General features: G+C 67.2%; 25 protein-coding genes. All 25 read right to left on the minus strand.

The genetic code is table 11. From position 1 onward, the window contains the following. Positions 1–18: 18 nt before the first annotated feature. The gene (locus tag DPM19_RS10445) at positions 19–669 is read right to left on the minus strand and encodes an adenylate kinase (RefSeq protein ID WP_111865522.1); all 651 of its coding nucleotides are present in this window, start codon (positions 667–669) and stop codon (positions 19–21) included. Then, positions 669–1,970 (minus strand): preprotein translocase subunit SecY, encoded by a 1,302-nt coding sequence (gene secY / locus DPM19_RS10450; protein WP_111865524.1) that lies wholly within the window; start codon positions 1,968–1,970, stop codon positions 669–671. Before secY ends, DPM19_RS10445 begins: the two co-directional genes overlap by 1 nt. Before the next feature lie 184 nt (positions 1,971–2,154). Next, complete coding sequence (gene rplO, locus DPM19_RS10455; RefSeq protein ID WP_111865527.1) at positions 2,155–2,616, minus strand: 50S ribosomal protein L15; 462 nt, start codon at positions 2,614–2,616, stop codon at positions 2,155–2,157. Positions 2,617–2,618: 2 nt separating this feature from the next. Beyond that, positions 2,619–2,801, minus strand: a complete 183-nt coding sequence (rpmD, locus tag DPM19_RS10460; RefSeq protein WP_111865530.1) for a 50S ribosomal protein L30 — start codon at positions 2,799–2,801, stop codon at positions 2,619–2,621. After that, on the minus strand, positions 2,798–3,415 hold the full coding sequence (gene rpsE / locus DPM19_RS10465) for a 30S ribosomal protein S5 (protein WP_407642503.1): 618 nt from the start codon (positions 3,413–3,415) through the stop codon (positions 2,798–2,800). The genes rpmD and rpsE overlap by 4 nt, the downstream gene beginning before the upstream one ends. Positions 3,416–3,458: 43 nt before the next feature. Then, positions 3,459–3,845 (minus strand): 50S ribosomal protein L18, encoded by a 387-nt coding sequence (rplR, locus tag DPM19_RS10470; RefSeq protein ID WP_111865532.1) that lies wholly within the window; start codon positions 3,843–3,845, stop codon positions 3,459–3,461. Positions 3,846–3,847: 2 nt separating this feature from the next. Then, complete coding sequence (rplF, locus tag DPM19_RS10475; RefSeq protein ID WP_111865535.1) at positions 3,848–4,384, minus strand: 50S ribosomal protein L6; 537 nt, start codon at positions 4,382–4,384, stop codon at positions 3,848–3,850. 16 nt (positions 4,385–4,400) lie between these two features. Next, the gene (rpsH, locus tag DPM19_RS10480) at positions 4,401–4,799 is read right to left on the minus strand and encodes a 30S ribosomal protein S8 (RefSeq protein ID WP_111865538.1); all 399 of its coding nucleotides are present in this window, start codon (positions 4,797–4,799) and stop codon (positions 4,401–4,403) included. A gap of 146 nt (positions 4,800–4,945) precedes the next feature. Then, on the minus strand, positions 4,946–5,131 hold the full coding sequence (locus DPM19_RS10485) for a type Z 30S ribosomal protein S14 (protein ID WP_111865540.1): 186 nt from the start codon (positions 5,129–5,131) through the stop codon (positions 4,946–4,948). A gap of 45 nt (positions 5,132–5,176) precedes the next feature. Beyond that, on the minus strand, positions 5,177–5,752 hold the full coding sequence (gene rplE / locus DPM19_RS10490; protein ID WP_111865543.1) for a 50S ribosomal protein L5: 576 nt from the start codon (positions 5,750–5,752) through the stop codon (positions 5,177–5,179). A 5-nt stretch (positions 5,753–5,757) separates the two neighbouring features. Further along, positions 5,758–6,066, minus strand: coding sequence for a 50S ribosomal protein L24 (gene rplX, locus DPM19_RS10495; protein WP_111865546.1), 309 nt, complete (start codon positions 6,064–6,066; stop codon positions 5,758–5,760). Next, positions 6,066–6,434, minus strand: a complete 369-nt coding sequence (rplN, locus tag DPM19_RS10500) for a 50S ribosomal protein L14 (RefSeq protein WP_103937839.1) — start codon at positions 6,432–6,434, stop codon at positions 6,066–6,068. Before rplN ends, rplX begins: the two co-directional genes overlap by 1 nt. A gap of 75 nt (positions 6,435–6,509) precedes the next feature. After that, the gene (rpsQ, locus tag DPM19_RS10505) at positions 6,510–6,785 is read right to left on the minus strand and encodes a 30S ribosomal protein S17 (protein ID WP_111865549.1); all 276 of its coding nucleotides are present in this window, start codon (positions 6,783–6,785) and stop codon (positions 6,510–6,512) included. Continuing rightward, a complete protein-coding gene (gene rpmC / locus DPM19_RS10510) occupies positions 6,778–7,026 on the minus strand; it encodes a 50S ribosomal protein L29 (protein ID WP_111865551.1) in 249 nt (82 codons plus the stop codon). The genes rpsQ and rpmC overlap by 8 nt, the downstream gene beginning before the upstream one ends. Then, positions 7,026–7,442, minus strand: coding sequence for a 50S ribosomal protein L16 (rplP, locus tag DPM19_RS10515; RefSeq protein ID WP_111865554.1), 417 nt, complete (start codon positions 7,440–7,442; stop codon positions 7,026–7,028). The genes rpmC and rplP overlap by 1 nt, the downstream gene beginning before the upstream one ends. Positions 7,443–7,449: 7 nt before the next feature. Beyond that, positions 7,450–8,295: a 30S ribosomal protein S3 gene (rpsC, locus tag DPM19_RS10520; RefSeq protein ID WP_111865556.1), complete on the minus strand. Its 846-nt coding sequence runs from the start codon at positions 8,293–8,295 to the stop codon at positions 7,450–7,452. Beyond that, entirely contained in the window at positions 8,295–8,675 is a 381-nt protein-coding gene (rplV, locus tag DPM19_RS10525; protein WP_111865559.1) for a 50S ribosomal protein L22, read from the minus strand. Before rplV ends, rpsC begins: the two co-directional genes overlap by 1 nt. A gap of 32 nt (positions 8,676–8,707) precedes the next feature. Further along, positions 8,708–8,989, minus strand: a complete 282-nt coding sequence (gene rpsS / locus DPM19_RS10530) for a 30S ribosomal protein S19 (protein ID WP_111865562.1) — start codon at positions 8,987–8,989, stop codon at positions 8,708–8,710. 8 nt (positions 8,990–8,997) lie between these two features. After that, positions 8,998–9,831: a 50S ribosomal protein L2 gene (gene rplB, locus DPM19_RS10535; RefSeq protein ID WP_111865564.1), complete on the minus strand. Its 834-nt coding sequence runs from the start codon at positions 9,829–9,831 to the stop codon at positions 8,998–9,000. 40 nt (positions 9,832–9,871) lie between these two features. Further along, the gene (gene rplW, locus DPM19_RS10540; RefSeq protein WP_111865567.1) at positions 9,872–10,174 is read right to left on the minus strand and encodes a 50S ribosomal protein L23; all 303 of its coding nucleotides are present in this window, start codon (positions 10,172–10,174) and stop codon (positions 9,872–9,874) included. Then, the gene (rplD, locus tag DPM19_RS10545) at positions 10,171–10,794 is read right to left on the minus strand and encodes a 50S ribosomal protein L4 (protein WP_111865570.1); all 624 of its coding nucleotides are present in this window, start codon (positions 10,792–10,794) and stop codon (positions 10,171–10,173) included. Before rplD ends, rplW begins: the two co-directional genes overlap by 4 nt. Beyond that, complete coding sequence (rplC, locus tag DPM19_RS10550; protein ID WP_111865572.1) at positions 10,791–11,441, minus strand: 50S ribosomal protein L3; 651 nt, start codon at positions 11,439–11,441, stop codon at positions 10,791–10,793. The genes rplD and rplC overlap by 4 nt, the downstream gene beginning before the upstream one ends. A gap of 13 nt (positions 11,442–11,454) precedes the next feature. Beyond that, entirely contained in the window at positions 11,455–11,763 is a 309-nt protein-coding gene (rpsJ, locus tag DPM19_RS10555; RefSeq protein ID WP_012854632.1) for a 30S ribosomal protein S10, read from the minus strand. 105 nt (positions 11,764–11,868) lie between these two features. Then, positions 11,869–13,062 (minus strand): elongation factor Tu, encoded by a 1,194-nt coding sequence (tuf, locus tag DPM19_RS10560; protein ID WP_111865575.1) that lies wholly within the window; start codon positions 13,060–13,062, stop codon positions 11,869–11,871. 85 nt (positions 13,063–13,147) lie between these two features. Beyond that, on the minus strand, positions 13,148–15,259 hold the full coding sequence (gene fusA / locus DPM19_RS10565) for an elongation factor G (protein WP_111865578.1): 2,112 nt from the start codon (positions 15,257–15,259) through the stop codon (positions 13,148–13,150). Positions 15,260–15,274: the final 15 nt, after the last annotated feature.

The following is a 15,274-nucleotide window of genomic DNA, read 5'->3' on the forward strand; positions in this document are numbered from 1 at the left end:
ACTCGTGCAGGAGGTCCGTTACTTGTCGAACTGTCGCACCACGGCGAGCGCGCGCTCGGTGACCTCTTCGACCGGACCGGTCGCGTCGATGCCGCGCAGGATCTCCTCATCGGCATAGAACGACACGAGGGGCGCGGTCTGTTCCTGGTAGACCTCCAGCCGGTGCCGGACGACCTCTTCCTTGTCGTCGTCCCGCTGGAACAGGGCGCCCCCGCAGTCGTCGCAGATGTCGTCCTGCTTGTCGTCGAAGTCGACGTGCCAGATCTTGCCGCACTGGCCGCAGGTCCGCCGCCCGGAGAGCCGGCGGACCACCTCGTCCTCATCGACCACGAGTTCGAGCACCAGATCGAGCCGCTGATCCCACTCGGCGAGGATCTTCTTCAGGGTCTCGGCCTGGGGCACGTTCCGCGGGAAACCGTCGAGCAGGAACCCCTCCCTCGCATCCTTCTCGGCGAGCCGGTCGCGGACCATCGCTATGGTGACCTCGTCGGGGACGAGGTCACCGCGGTCCATGTACTGCTTGGCCTTCCGGCCGAGCTCGGTGCCGCCGCTCACGTTGGCGCGGAAGATGTCACCTGTCGAGATTTTCGGGATCGACAGATGGGAGGCGATGAATTGGGCCTGCGTCCCCTTGCCCGCTCCCGGGGGGCCCACGAGCACGATACGCACTACCGGAGGAAGCCCTCGTAGTGACGCTGCTGCAGTTGGCTCTCGATCTGCTTCACGGTGTCCAGTCCAACGCCGACGACAATGAGGATGCTCGTCCCTCCGAAGGGGAACTCATCCCCGACCCCCAGGATCGCGAGGGCCACCATCGGGATCAGAGCGACGAGCCCCAGGTACAGCGCACCGGGTGTGGTGATCCGGGTCAGCACGTAGTCGAGGTACTCGGCGGTCGGCCGACCCGGACGGATGCCTGGGATGAACCCACCATACTTCTTCATGTTGTCGGCGACTTCAGTGGGGTTGAACGTGATCGCCACGTAGAAGTACGTGAAGAAAACGATCAGCCCGAAGAAGACGGCCATGTGCACCGGGTCGGTCGGCTGGAGGTACTTGCCCAGGGTCTGGTTGAGGAACTTGTTCTCCGGCCAGAGCCCCTGCGCCAGCACCGGCAGGTACAGCAGCGACGAGGCGAAGATGATCGGGATGATGCCGGCCTGGTTGACCTTGAGCGGGATGTAGGTGGAGGTCCCGCCGTACATCCGGCGGCCGACCATCCGCTTGGCGTACTGCACCGGGATGCGCCGCTGGGCCTGCTCGACGAAGACCACGGCCATCATGATCGCGAGGCCGACGAGCATGACGATGGCGAAGGTGAAGCCGCCCTTGGCCTGGTAGATGGCCCAGAACTGGGCCGGGAAGATCGCGACGACCTGGGTGAAGATCAGGATCGACATGCCGTTGCCGACGCCGCGGTCGGTGATCAGCTCGCCCAGCCACATGATCACGGCGGTGCCGGCGGTCATCACGATCACCATGGTGATGACCGTGAACAGGCTGTTGTCGTACAGCAGGTCACCCGACGCCTGCCCCTGGAACAGGTTGCCGGTGCTCGCCATCGCGACGATGCCCGTCGCCTGCAGGATCGCCAGGCCGATGGTCAAGTAGCGGGTGTACTGTGTGATCTTGGTGGTGCCGGCCTGGCCCTCCTTCTTCAGTGCCTCCAACCGCGGAATCACCACGGTCAGCAACTGAAGGATGATGCTCGCGGTGATGTACGGCATGATGCCGAGCGCGAACACCGAAAGCCGCAGCAGCGCGCCACCGCTGAACAGGTCGACAAGTTGGAAGACCTGGGCGGAGCCGCCTTCCTTCGCCGCCTCCGCGCTCTCGCGCAGCACCGCGGTGTTCACCCCCGGCGTCGGCAACAGCGAGCCGACCCGGAAGATCGCAATGATGAAAAGCGTGAACAGCAGCTTCTTACGCAGGTCCGGCGTACGGAATACCCGAGTGAACGCGGTCAGCACCAATCCTCCTGGGCGATTCCCGATCTCTGGCCGCCGACGGGGCCCGGGGCATAAGCGACGGCGTGCCGCACGATAGCGCACGCTGACCGTCGCACTCTAACAGCACAAGATGCCGGGGCCTGCCGGTCGAGCGCCCGGGGCGTCCCGCCCCGGGCGCCGAACCGGCGCAACCCCGGCATCTTGGTTACAGCTCTTCGGTGCTTCCGCCGGCCGCCGCGATCTTCTCTTTCGCGGAGGCGGAGAAGGCGTGCACCTTCACCTGCACCGCGACGGAGATCTCGCCGCTACCGAGGATCTTGACGGGACGGTTCCGGCGCACCGCGCCCTTCGCCGCCAGTTCTTCCGCCGTGACCTCGCCGCCCTGCGGGTAGAGCTCGGTCAGCTTGTCCAGGTTGACGACCTGGTACTCGACGCGGAAGGGGTTCTTGAAGCCCTTCAGCTTCGGCACCCGGCGGATCAGCGGCATCTGGCCGCCCTCGAATCCGACGGGCACGGTGCTGCGGGCCTTGGTGCCCTTGGTGCCGCGGCCTGCGGTCTTCCCCTTGGAGGCCTCGCCGCGACCCTTACGGGTCTTGGCCTTGTTGGCTCCGGGGGCCGGGCGCAGGTGGTGCACCTTCAGGGGAGTTCCTTGGGTGGACTCCGCCATTGTCAGTCGACCTCCTCGACGGCGACCAGGTGGGCCACCGTCCGGATCATGCCGCGCACCTGGGGGTTGTCCGGGCGGACCGTGCTCTGACCGATCCGCCGCAGGCCCAGGGTACGCAACGTCTCACGCTGGTTGCGCTTCTCGCTGATCACGGACTTGGTCTGCGTGATCTTCAGGTCGCTCATGAGGCCACCTCCGCCCGTGGCTCGGAGCCGGCGGCCCGCGCCCGGAGCATCGCGGCCGGAGCCACGTCCTCGATCGGCAGGCCGCGCTTGGCCGCGATCTCCTCGGGCCGGTTGAGCTGCTTCAACGCGGTCACCGTGGCGTGCACGATGTTGATCGCGTTGGACGTGCCCAGCGACTTCGACAGAACATCGTGGATGCCTGCACACTCCAGCACGGCGCGCACCGGGCCGCCGGCGATGACACCGGTACCGGGGCTGGCCGGCTTCAGCAACACGACGCCCGCGGCTCGCTCGCCCTGGGTGGTGTGCGGGATGGTGCCCTGGATCCGCGGCACCTTGAAGAAGTGCTTCTTGGCCTCCTCGACGCCCTTGGCGATCGCCGCGGGCACCTCCTTGGCCTTGCCGTAGCCGACGCCGACGGTGCCGTTGCCGTCACCGACGACGACCAGGGCGGTGAAGCTGAAGCGCCGACCGCCCTTGACGACCTTGGCGACGCGGTTGATCGCCACGACGCGCTCGATGTACGACTGACCCTTGTCGGCGCCACCGCGGCGGTCGTCGCGGCGGTCGCGACGGTCGCCACCCTGACCGCCGCCACGCCTCTGCGCTGCCATCAGTGGTTCCTCTTCTCGTTGACGTGCGTGGGCCGGGCCGGCATCAGAACTCCAGCCCGTTCTCGCGGGCACCGTCCGCCAGCGCGGCGATGCGACCGTGGTACTTGTTGCCGGCGCGGTCGAAGACGACCTGCTCGATGCCCGCCGCCCGGGCGCGCTCGCCGAGGAGCTCGCCCACCTTGCGGGACTTGGCGGTCTTGTCGCCGGAGTCGGCCCGCAGGTCGGCCTCCATGGTCGACGCCGACACCAGGGTGTGCCCGACGGTGTCGTCGATGATCTGGGCGAACACGTGGCGGGTGGAGCGGGTCACGACCAGCCGCGGCCGTGCGGCGGTGCCGACGACCTTCTTGCGGACCCGCAGATGCCGGCGCTTGCGGGACAGCGCCCGCGCCGCCGTGCCCTTCCGGGCCAGGGTCTTGGTGCCAGGCATGACTACTTACCAGCCTTTCCGACCTTGCGGCGGATCTGCTCGCCTTGGTAACGCACGCCCTTGCCCTTGTACGGGTCGGGCTTGCGCAGCTTGCGGATGTTGGCGGCGACCTCGCCGACCTTCTGCTTGTCGATGCCCTCGACCTTGAGGATCGTGGGCCGCTCGACGGTGAAGGTGATGCCCTCGGGCGGCTCGACGGTGATCGGGTGGCTGTAGCCCAGGGAGAACTCCAGGTTCTTGCCCTTGGCCTGGACCCGGTAGCCGACGCCCTGGATCTCCAGCGTCTTGCTGTAGCCCTCGGTCACCCCGACGACCATGTTGTTGATCAGCGAGCGGGTGAGGCCGTGCAGCGCGCGCACGGTGTTCTCGTCGCTCGGGCGCAAGACCTTGACCTCGCCGTCGGTGAGCTCGACCTTGATCGGCTCGGCAACGGTGTGCTTCAGCTCGCCCTTCGGCCCCTTGACGGTGACCGCCTGGCCGTCGACCTTGATGTCGACTCCGCCCGGAACGGGAACGGGCAGACGTCCAATACGAGACATGTTGAGTGCCCTCCCCTCACCAGACGTAGGCGAGGACTTCGCCGCCCACGCCACGCTTGCCGGCCTGCTTGTCAGTCATGAGACCGGACGACGTCGAGATGATCGCGACGCCGAGACCGCCCAGGACCTTCGGCAGGTTGTCCTTCTTCGCGTACACCCGCAGACCCGGCTTCGAGACCCGCTTGATCCCGGCGATCGAACGCTCACGGGTGGGGCCGAACTTCAGGTCGATCACGAGCTTCTTGCCGACCTCGGCGTCCTCCACGTGCCACGCGGAGATGTAGCCCTCCTGCTGGAGGATCTCGGCGATGTGCGCCTTGATCTTCGAGTAGGGCATCGCCACGGCATCGTGGTAGGCCGAGTTGGCGTTCCGCAGACGCGTCAACATGTCTGCGATCGGGTCGGTCATCGTCATGGCCTACTGGCCCTCCCTCGCCGCGGTTTCCGCACCATGCGGACCTTCGACGCGGTCATGGGCGCCGGCCCCTCCCGGATGGGGCGGCCGGGCACCCGGCTTATCAGGTTATCTGCGCTTCCGGCCGAGGTGGCCGGTCGCGTCCGCTACCAGCTCGACTTGGTGATGCCGGGCAGCTCGCCCCGGTGCGCCATCTCCCGGAAGCAGACCCGGCAGAGGCCGAACTTACGGTAGACGGAGCGAGGGCGTCCGCAGCGCGAGCAGCGGGTGTAGCCGCGCACCCCGAACTTGGGCTTGCGCGCCGCCTTGGAGATCAGCGACTTCTTCGCCATAGGTCAGTACTCCCTGTTGCGATTCTCGGGACCGCTCGCGGCGGCCTAGGCTTCCTTGAACGGGAAGCCCAGCAGCTTCAGGAGCGCCCGGCCCTCGTCGTTGGTCTTCGCGGTCGTCACGACCGTGATGTCCATGCCACGCTGCCGGTCGACCTTGTCGGGGTCGACCTCGTGGAACATCACCTGCTCGGTCAGACCGAAGGTGTAGTTGCCGTGGCCGTCGAACTGCTTGGGCGACAGGCCGCGGAAGTCACGGATCCGGGGAAGCGCGGTCGACAGCAGCCGGTCGAGGAACTCCCACATCCGGTCGCCGCGCAGCGTGACGTGCGCGCCGATCGGCATGCCCTCGCGCAGCTTGAACTGGGCGATCGACTTCTTGGCACGGTTGACCATGGGCTTCTGACCCGTGATCAGCGTTAGGTCGCGTACGGCGCCCTCGATCAGCTTGGCGTCCTTGGCCGCCTCGCCGACCCCCATGTTGACCACGATCTTGGTCAGCCCGGGGATCTGCATCACGTTGGCGTAGCCGAACTGCTCCTGCATCGCCTTCGCGGTCTCCTCGCGGTAGCGGAGCTTGAGCCGGGGCTGCGGAACGGGACGCTCGGTGGTCGTCTCGGTCATCGGAATCAGATCTCCTTGCCGGAACGGCGCGAGATCCGGACCTTCGTGCCGTCGTCGTTGATCTTGTAGCCGACGCGGGTGGGCTTGCCGTCCTCGACCAGGGCCACGTTGCTGGCGTGCAGGGCGGCCTCGACCGTGACGATGCCGCTCTCCCGGCCGGCCCGCTGGGCGTCGGCCTTGATGTGCTTCTTGACGAAGTTGACGCCCTCGACGATGACGCGGTTGCGCTCCGGGAAGACCTTGATGATCTTGCCCGTTTTGCCCTTGTCCTTACCGGCGAGGACGATGACCTCGTCGCCCTTCTTGATCTTCATCACAGCACCTCCGGCGCGAGCGAGATGATGCGCATAAACTTCTTCTCGCGAAGCTCCCGGCCCACCGGGCCGAAGATGCGCGTGCCGCGCGGGTCTCCGCCGTCCTTGATGAGCACCGCCGCGTTCTCGTCGAAGCGGATGTAGGAGCCGTCGGCACGGCGGCGCTCCTTGCGGGTGCGCACGACGACGGCCTTGACGACGTCACCCTTCTTCACGCCGGCGCCGGGAAGGGCGTCCTTCACCGTCGCGACGATGATGTCGCCGACTCCCGCGTAGCGCCGACCCGAGCCGCCGAGCACACGGATGCAAAGGATCTCCTTCGCTCCCGTGTTGTCGGCGACCTTGAGTCGCGACTCCTGCTGGATCACGTCAACTCCTGTTCGTCACACCGGTTCTCCCCGCGAACTCCTGCGAGTTCGCGGAGAGCCTGGTGGAACCAGTAATTACTTGGCCTTCTCGAGCAGCTCCACGACGCGCCAGCGCTTGGTGGCCGACAGCGGCCGGGTCTCCATCAGGCGGACCCGGTCGCCGACGCCGTACTCGTTGGCCTCGTCGTGCGCCTTGTACTTGGTCGTACGGCGGATGATCTTGCCGTACAGGGGGTGCTTCACGCGGTCCTCGACGGCGACCACAACGGTCTTGTCCATCTTGTCGCTGACCACGATGCCCTCGCGGACCTTGCGGTTACCGCGGGTCTTCTCGGTCGTCTGCTCAGTCATCGTTCTTGTCCTCCACGGGCTCCTCGACGACCGTGACGATGCCGAGCTCCCGCTCCCGCATCACGGTGTAGATGCGAGCGATCTCGCGCTTGACGGTACGCAGCCGCCCGTGGCTCTCAAGCTGGCCGGTCGCCGCCTGGAAGCGGAGGTTGAACAGCTCCTCCTTGGCTTCCTTCAGCTTGGTCACCAGCTCATCCTCAGGCTGGGTCCGCAATTCGTCAGCGGTCAGTCCCTTGGCCATTACTCAGCCACCTCACGCTTAACGATCTTGCACTTCATCGGCAGCTTGTGGATGGCGCGGGTGAGCGCCTCCCGGGCCACCGTCTCGTTGGGGTACGAGAGCTCGAACATCACCCGGCCAGGCTTGACGTTCGCGATCCACCACTCCGGCGAACCCTTACCGGAACCCATCCGGGTCTCGGCCGGCTTCTTGGTCAGCGGACGGTCCGGGAAGATGTTGATCCAGACCTTGCCACCACGGCGGATGTGCCGGGTCATCGCGATACGCGCGGCCTCGATCTGCCGGTTGGTCACGTAGTGGCCCTCGACGGCCTGGATGCCGTACTCGCCGAAGGTCACCTTCGTCCCGCCCTTGGCCATGCCGCGCCGCTTCGGGTGGTGCTGCTTGCGGTGCTTGACCTTGCGAGGGATCAGCATTGGTCGGTCAGCTCCCCTCACCACTCGCAGCGGGCGCCGCCGACTCGGGCGCCTGCTGCTCTGCACTCTGCTTCGGCGCGCCGCCGCGGTCGCCACCGCGCTCGCCACGCCGTCCGCCGCCGCCACCGCCGCCACCGCGGCGCTGCGGACGCTCCCGGCGACCGCCGCCACCGCCGCCACCGGCGCCGGCCCGGGCCGCAGCGGCCTTGGCCTCGCGCTCGGCCCGCGTCTGCGGCGCCTCGCCCTTGTAGATCCACACCTTGACGCCGATCCGGCCGAACGTCGTACGGGCCTCGTAGAAGCCGTAGTCGATGTCGGCGCGCAGCGTGTGCAGCGGGACCTGGCCCTCGCGGTAGAACTCCGACCGCGACATCTCCGCGCCACCGAGCCGGCCGCCGCACTGGACCTTGATGCCCTTGGCGCCGCTCTTCATCGCGCTCTGGATGCCCTTGCGCATCGCCCGGCGGAAGGCCACCCGGCTCGACAGCTGCTCGGCCACGGCCTGCGCGACGAGCTGGGCGTCGACCTCGGGGTTCTTGACCTCGAGGATGTTCAGCTGGACCTGCTTGCCGGTCAGCTTCTCCAGGTCACCGCGGATGCGGTCGGCCTCCGCGCCGCGCCGGCCGATGACGATGCCCGGCCGGGCGGTGTGGATGTCGACGCGGACGCGGTCGCGGGTGCGCTCGATCTCCACCTTGGAGATGCCGGCCCGCTCCATGCCCTTCTGCAGCATGCGGCGGATCGCGACGTCTTCCTTGACGTAGTCCTTGTAGAGCTTGTCGGCGTACCAGCGGCTCTTGAAGTCGGTGGTGATGCCGAGCCGGAACCCGTGCGGGTTGATCTTCTGACCCACTAGCGGGCCCTCCTCGTCTTCTTACCGCCGGCCGCGACGACGCTCTCGTCGCGCGACTCCACGATCACCGTGATGTGGCTCGTGCGCTTGTTGATGCGGTAAGCCCGTCCCTGGGCGCGCGGCCGGAACCGCTTGAGCGTCGGCCCCTCGTCGACCCAGGCCCGGCTCACGACCAGCGTGTCGGCGTCGAGCTTGAAGTTGTGCTCGGCGTTGGCGATGGCGCTCGCGAGCACCTTGCCCACCGGCTCGCTCGCAGACTGGGGGGCGAACCGCAGCACCGCCTGAGCCTCCTCGGCCGGCAGGCCGCGGATGAGGTCCACCACGCGGCGGGCCTTCCTGGGCGTGACACGGATGAACCGCGCCTGGGCCCTGGCTTCCATCGCTGTTCCCTCTCTCCTACAGACTGGCTCGCTCAGCCTCGACGGCTGCGGCGGTCTTCCTTGACGTGGCTGCGGAAGGTGCGCGTCGGGGCGAACTCTCCCAGCTTGTGGCCGACCATGGCGTCCGTGACGAACACCGGCACGTGCTTGCGGCCGTCGTGCACGGCGATCGTGTGACCGATCATCTCGGGCACGATCATGGAGCGTCGCGACCACGTCTTGATGACGTTCTTGGTGCCCTTCTCGTTCTGGTCGTCCACCTTCTTCATCAGGTGGTCGTCCACGAAGGGGCCCTTCTTCAGGCTACGTGGCATGACGGCTCCTACCGCTTCTTCTTGCTGCGCCGACGGACGATCAGCCGGTCGCTGGCCTTGTTGGCCTGGCGGGTGCGGCCTTCCTTCTTACCCTTCGGGTTCACCGGGTGCCGACCACCGGAGGTCTTGCCCTCACCACCACCGTGCGGGTGGTCGATCGGGTTCATGGCCACACCGCGGACGGTCGGGCGCTTGCCCTTCCAGCGCATCCGGCCGGCCTTGCCCCAGTTGATGTTCGACTGCTCGGCGTTGCCGACCTCGCCCACCGTGGCCCGGCACCGCACGTCGACCATGCGCATTTCACCCGAAGGCATGCGCAGGGTGGCGTACTTGCCCTCCTTGGCCAGCAGCTGGGCGCCGGCACCGGCGGAGCGGGCCAGCTTGGCGCCGCCCCCCGGCTTGAGCTCGATCGCGTGCACGACCGTACCCGTGGGGATGTTGCGCAGCGGCAGGCAGTTGCCCGGCTTGATGTCCGAGCCCGGGCCGTTCTCCACCCGGTCGCCCTGCTTGAGGCCCTGCGGGGCGAGGATGTAGCGCTTCTCGCCGTCCACGTAGTGCAGCAGCGCGATCCGCGCGGTGCGGTTCGGGTCGTACTCGATGTGCGCGACCTTGGCCGGCACGCCGTCCTTGTCGGCCCGGCGGAAGTCGATCAGCCGGTAGGCGCGCTTGTGGCCACCGCCCTGGTGCCGGGTGGTGATACGGCCGTGGTTGTTGCGGCCGCCCTTCTTGGGGAGCGGACGCAGCAGCGACTTCTCGGGCTCGCGGCGCGTGACCTCGACGAAGTCGGCCACGCTGGACCCGCGACGACCCGGAGTCGTCGGCTTGTACTTACGGATGCCCATCTTTTTCGTTCATCCCTTGTTTCGCTCTTCCGCACCCGGCCTAGGAGGTCGGGCCGCCGAAGATGTCGATCCGCTCGCCCTCGGCCAGGCTGACGATGGCGCGCTTGGTGTCCTTGCGCTTGCCGTAGCCGAACTTGGTCCGCTTGCGCTTGCCCTGGCGGTTGATGGTGTTCACGTTCGTCACCTTGACGTTGAACACCGCCTCGACCGCCTGCTTGATCTGCGTCTTGTTGGCGTCGGGCCGGACCACGAACGTGTACTTGTTCTCGTCCAGCAGCCCGTAGCTCTTCTCCGAGACGACCGGCGCGAGGATGATGTCGCGGGGGTCGGCGATCCTGCTCACTTGTCGCCACCCTCCTTCTTGCTCTTCGTCGCTTGGGCCACGAAGGCCTCGTAGGCCTTCTCGGTGAAGACCACGTCGTCGTTGACCATGACGTCGTAGGTGTTGAGCTGGTCGGCCGCCAGCAGGTGCACGCTCGGCTCGTTGCGCAGGCTGAGCCAGGCGACCTGCTCGGACCGGTCGAGCACCACGAGGACGCGGCGCGCGTCGGTGACCTCGCGCAGCGCCTTGAGGGCCGTCTTGGTCTTGGGCGTCTCGCCCTCGATCAGCTGGTCGACGACGTGGACCATCCCGTGCCGCGCCCGGTCGGAGAGGGCGCCGCGCAGCGCGGCGGCCTTCATCTTCTTGGGCGTCTTCTGGGAGTAGTCGCGCGGCTGCGGGCCGTGGACGATGCCGCCGCCGGCGAACTGCGGGGCGCGGGTCGAACCCTGGCGGGCGCGGCCGGTGCCCTTCTGCCGGTACGGCTTCTTGCCACCACCGCGGACGTCACCGCGGGTCTTGGTGGAGTGGGTGCCCTGCCGGGCCGCCGCCAGCTGCGCCACCACGACCTGGTGGATCAGCGGGACGCTGGTCTTGGCCTCGAAGATCTCGGGCGCCAGCTCGACGTCGATTTTGGCGGTCACTTGCCTGCCCCCTTCACGGCGTCGCGAACCAGCACCAGGCCGCCGTTGGGACCGGGGACCGCGCCCTTGATGAGCAGCAGGCCCTTCTCCACGTCGATGGCGTGAACGGTCAGGTTCTGCACGGTGGTGCGGGCGTTGCCGTGCCGCCCGGCCATGCGGAGGCCCTTGAAGACGCGACCCGGGGTCGCACAGCCGCCGATCGAACCCGGCGAGCGGTGCTTGCGCTGGGTGCCGTGCGAGGCGCCGAGGCCCTTGAAGCCGTGGCGCTTCATGACACCGGCGGTGCCCTTGCCCTTGCTGGTGCCGGTCACGTCGATCTTCTGGCCGGCCTCGAAGACCTCAACGGTGATCTCCTGGCCGAGGGTGTACTCGGAGGCGTCGTCGGTGCGCAGCTCGACCAGGAAGCGGCGTGGGGTCACGCCGGCCTTGTCGAAGTGCCCCGTGCTCGGCTTGTTCACCTTGCGCGGGTTGATCTGGCCGTACCCGATCTGGACGGCGGCGTAGCCGTCCCGCTCGGAGTCACGGACCTGGGTGACGACGCACGGCCCGGCCTGGACGACGGTTACCGGAACCATCCGGCCCTCATCGTCGAAGACCTGGGTCATGCCGAGCTTCTCGCCCAGGACGCCCTTCCTCTGCTTACTCATCTCGGTGCGTCCCTCAGAGCTTGATCTCGATGTCGACGCCGGCGGGAAGGTCGAGCCGCATGAGCGAGTCAACCGTCTTCGGCGTCGGGTCGATGATGTCGATCAGCCGCTTGTGCGTGCGCATCTCGAAGTGCTCGCGCGAGTCCTTGTACTTGTGCGGCGAGCGGATGACGCAGTACACGTTCTTCTCGGTCGGCAGCGGCACCGGGCCCGCGACCTTGGCGCCCGTCCGCGTCACCGTCTCGACGATCTTCTTCGCCGAGGAGTCGATGACCTCATGGTCGTAGGCCTTGAGCCGGATGCGGATCTTCTGTCCCGCCATGGTGGCCTCGGTGTCCTTTGCTGGTAGTGCCGCTGAATGACTTCGGTGTCGCGGTGCGGCGGCCCAGCCCCCTCGGGAGCCGGACCGCCGCTCCGACGATCTCTACTACTTGATGATCTTGGTGACGCGACCGGCGCCGACGGTACGGCCGCCCTCGCGGATCGCGAACTTGAGGCCTTCCTCCATCGCGATCGGCTGGATGAGCTCGACCCGCATCTCGGTGTTGTCGCCCGGCATGACCATCTCGGTGCCCTCGGGGAGGTGCACCACGCCGGTGACGTCCGTGGTACGGAAGTAGAACTGCGGGCGGTAGTTGTTGAAGAACGGCGTGTGCCGGCCGCCCTCGTCCTTGGACAGGATGTAGACCTGCGCCTCGAACTCGGTGTGCGGGGTGTTCGTGCCCGGCTTGATGACACACTGGCCGCGCTCGACGTCCTCGCGCTTGATGCCGCGCAGGAGCAGGCCGACGTTGTCGCCCGCCTGGCCCTGGTCGAGCAGCTTGCGGAACATCTCGACACCGGTGACCGTGGTGCTGGTCGCGGTCTCCTTGATGCCGATGATGTCGACGGTCTCGTTCACGTTGACCACACCGCGCTCGATGCGGCCGGTCACGACGGTGCCGCGGCCGGTGATCGAGAAGACGTCCTCGATCGGCATCAGGAACGGCTTGTCGGTCTCACGCACCGGCTCGGGGACGTTCTCGTCCACGGCGGTCATGAGCTCGACGATCGACTCGGCCCACTTCTCGTCGCCCTGCAGCGCCTGGTAGGCGGAGACGCGCACGACCGGGACGTCGTCGCCCGGGAACTCGTACTCGCTCAGCAGCTCGCGGACCTCGAGCTCGACGAGCTCCAGGATCTCCTCGTCGTCGACCATGTCGCACTTGTTCAGGGCGACGACGATGTACGGAACGCCGACCTGGCGGGCCAGGAGCACGTGCTCCTTGGTCTGCGGCATCGGGCCGTCGGTGGCGGCGACCACCAGGATCGCGCCGTCCATCTGCGCGGCACCGGTGATCATGTTCTTGATGTAGTCGGCGTGACCCGGGCAGTCCACGTGCGCGTAGTGCCGCGACTCGGTCTGGTACTCAACGTGCGCGATGGAGATGGTGATCCCGCGCTCGCGCTCCTCCGGTGCCTTGTCGATGTCCTCGAACGGCGTGAAGGGGTTGATGTCCGGGTACTTGTCGTGGAGCACCTTGGTGATCGCCGCGGTAAGCGTGGTCTTACCGTGGTCGATGTGCCCAATGGTGCCGATGTTGACGTGCGGCTTCGTCCGCTCGAACTTGGCCTTGGCCACTTGGGTGTCTCCTTGTAAATCTCAGGACGTTCGACTGCGTCGCTGTCGGCTTGTGGTTGTTCGGTCTGGCGGGCTCAGGGTGCTCTTACTCGCCCCGGGCCTTGGCGATGATCTCCTGCGCCACATTCGAGGGAACCTCGGCGTAGGAATCGAACTGCATGCTGAAAACAGCCCGGCCCTGGGTCTTGCTGCGCAGATCGCCCACGTAGCCGAACATCTCGGAAAGCGGAACGGTGGCCCGGACGACGCGCGCGCCGTGCGTCTCGTCCATGGCCTGGATCATGCCGCGGCGGCTGTTCAGGTCGCCGATGACATCGCCCATGTAGTCCTCGGGAGTGGTGACCTCGACGGCCATCATCGGCTCGAGCAGCGTGGGCGCCGCCCGGCGGGCGGCCTCCTTGAACGCCATCGAACCGGCGACCTTGAACGCCATTTCCGAGGAGTCGACCTCGTGGTAGGCGCCGTCGAGCAGGGTCACCTTGATGCCGACCATCGGGTAGCCGGCGAGCACACCGAACTCGGCGGCCTCCTGGCAGCCCGCGTCCACCGACGGGATGTACTCCCGCGGGATGCGGCCACCGGTCACCTTGTTCTCGAACTCGTAGCCGTCGCTGCCGCCGCCGATGGGCTCCAGGTTGATGATCACTCGACCGAACTGGCCCGAGCCACCCGTCTGCTTCTTGTGGGTGTACTCGACCTTCTCGACGGCCCGGGTGATCGTCTCGCGGTACGCCACCTGCGGGCGGCCCACGTTGGCCTCGACCTTGAACTCGCGCTTCATCCGGTCGACGAGGATCTCCAGGTGGAGCTCGCCCATCCCCCAGATGATGGTCTGCCCGGTCTCCTCGTCCGTGCGGACCTGGAACGACGGGTCCTCCTCGGCCAGCCGCTGGATCGCGGTGCCCAGCTTCTGCTGGTCGGCCTTGGTCTTGGGCTCGATCGCCACATTGATGACCGGCGCCGGGAAGGTCATCGACTCCAGCACGACGGGGTTCTTCTCGTCGCTCAGCGTCTCGCCGGTGGTGGTCTGCTTGAGGCCCATCACCGCGACGATGTCGCCGGCGCCCACCTGCTCGATCTCCTCACGCTTGTTCGCGTGCATGCGGTAGATCTTGCCGATGCGCTCTTTGCGCTCCTTGACGGAGTTGAGCACCGACGAGCCGGACGTCAGCACACCCGAGTAGATGCGCACGAAGGTGAGCTTGCCGAGGTGCGGGTCGCTCATGATCTTGAACGCGAGCGCCGAGAAGGGCTCGTCCTCGCTCGGCTTGCGAATGATCACCTTCTCCTCGTCGCGCACGTCGTGGCCCTCGACGGCCTCGACGTCCAGCGGCGACGGGAGGTAGCGGATGATCGCGTCCAGCAGCGGCTGCACGCCCTTGTTCTTGAAGGCCGTGCCGCACAGCACCGGGGTGAGCTTGCTGCCGATGGTCGCCCGCCGGATCGCCGGGATCAGCTGGTCCACGGTGGGCTCGTCGCCCTCCAGGTACAGCTCCATGATCTCGTCGTCGGCCTCGGCCAGCGTCTCGACCAGCTTGTCGTGCCACTCGCGGGCGGCGTCGGCGTGGCTGTCGGGGATGTCGACCTCGTCGTACATCTCGCCCAGCTTGGCCTCGGCGTTCCAGACCAGGGCCTTCATCTTGACCAGGTCGATGACGCCCTTGAAGTCGGCCTCGGCGCCGATCGGCAGCTGCATGACCAGCGGCACCGCGCTGAGGCGGTTCACGATCATGTCCACGCAGCGGTGGAACTCCGCGCCGACCCGGTCGAGCTTGTTGACGAAGCAGATGCGCGGCACGCCGTACCGGTCGGCCTGACGCCACACGGTCTCGGACTGCGGCTCGACACCGGCCACACCGTCGAACACCGCGACCGCACCGTCGAGCACCCGCAGCGACCGTTCGACCTCAATGGTGAAGTCGACGTGCCCGGGGGTGTCGATGATGTTGATCGTGTGCTCGACCTTGTCGACGGGCCACTTGCAGGTGACCGCGGCCGAGGTGATCGTGATGCCCCGCTCCTGCTCCTGCTCCATCCAGTCGGTGGTGGCAGCGCCGTCGTGGACCTCGCCGATCTTGTAGCTCATCCCGGTGTAGTACAGGATGCGCTCGGTCGTCGTGGTCTTGCCCGCGTCGATATGGGCCATGATCCCGATGTTGCGGACCTTGGCCAGGTCTACACCGGTCTGAGTAGCCACTGTGCTGCGTCCTCG

The sequence above is a fragment of the Actinomadura craniellae genome (genome assembly GCF_003289645.1).
GTDB classification, from domain to species: domain Bacteria; phylum Actinomycetota; class Actinomycetes; order Streptosporangiales; family Streptosporangiaceae; genus Actinomadura_D; species Actinomadura_D craniellae.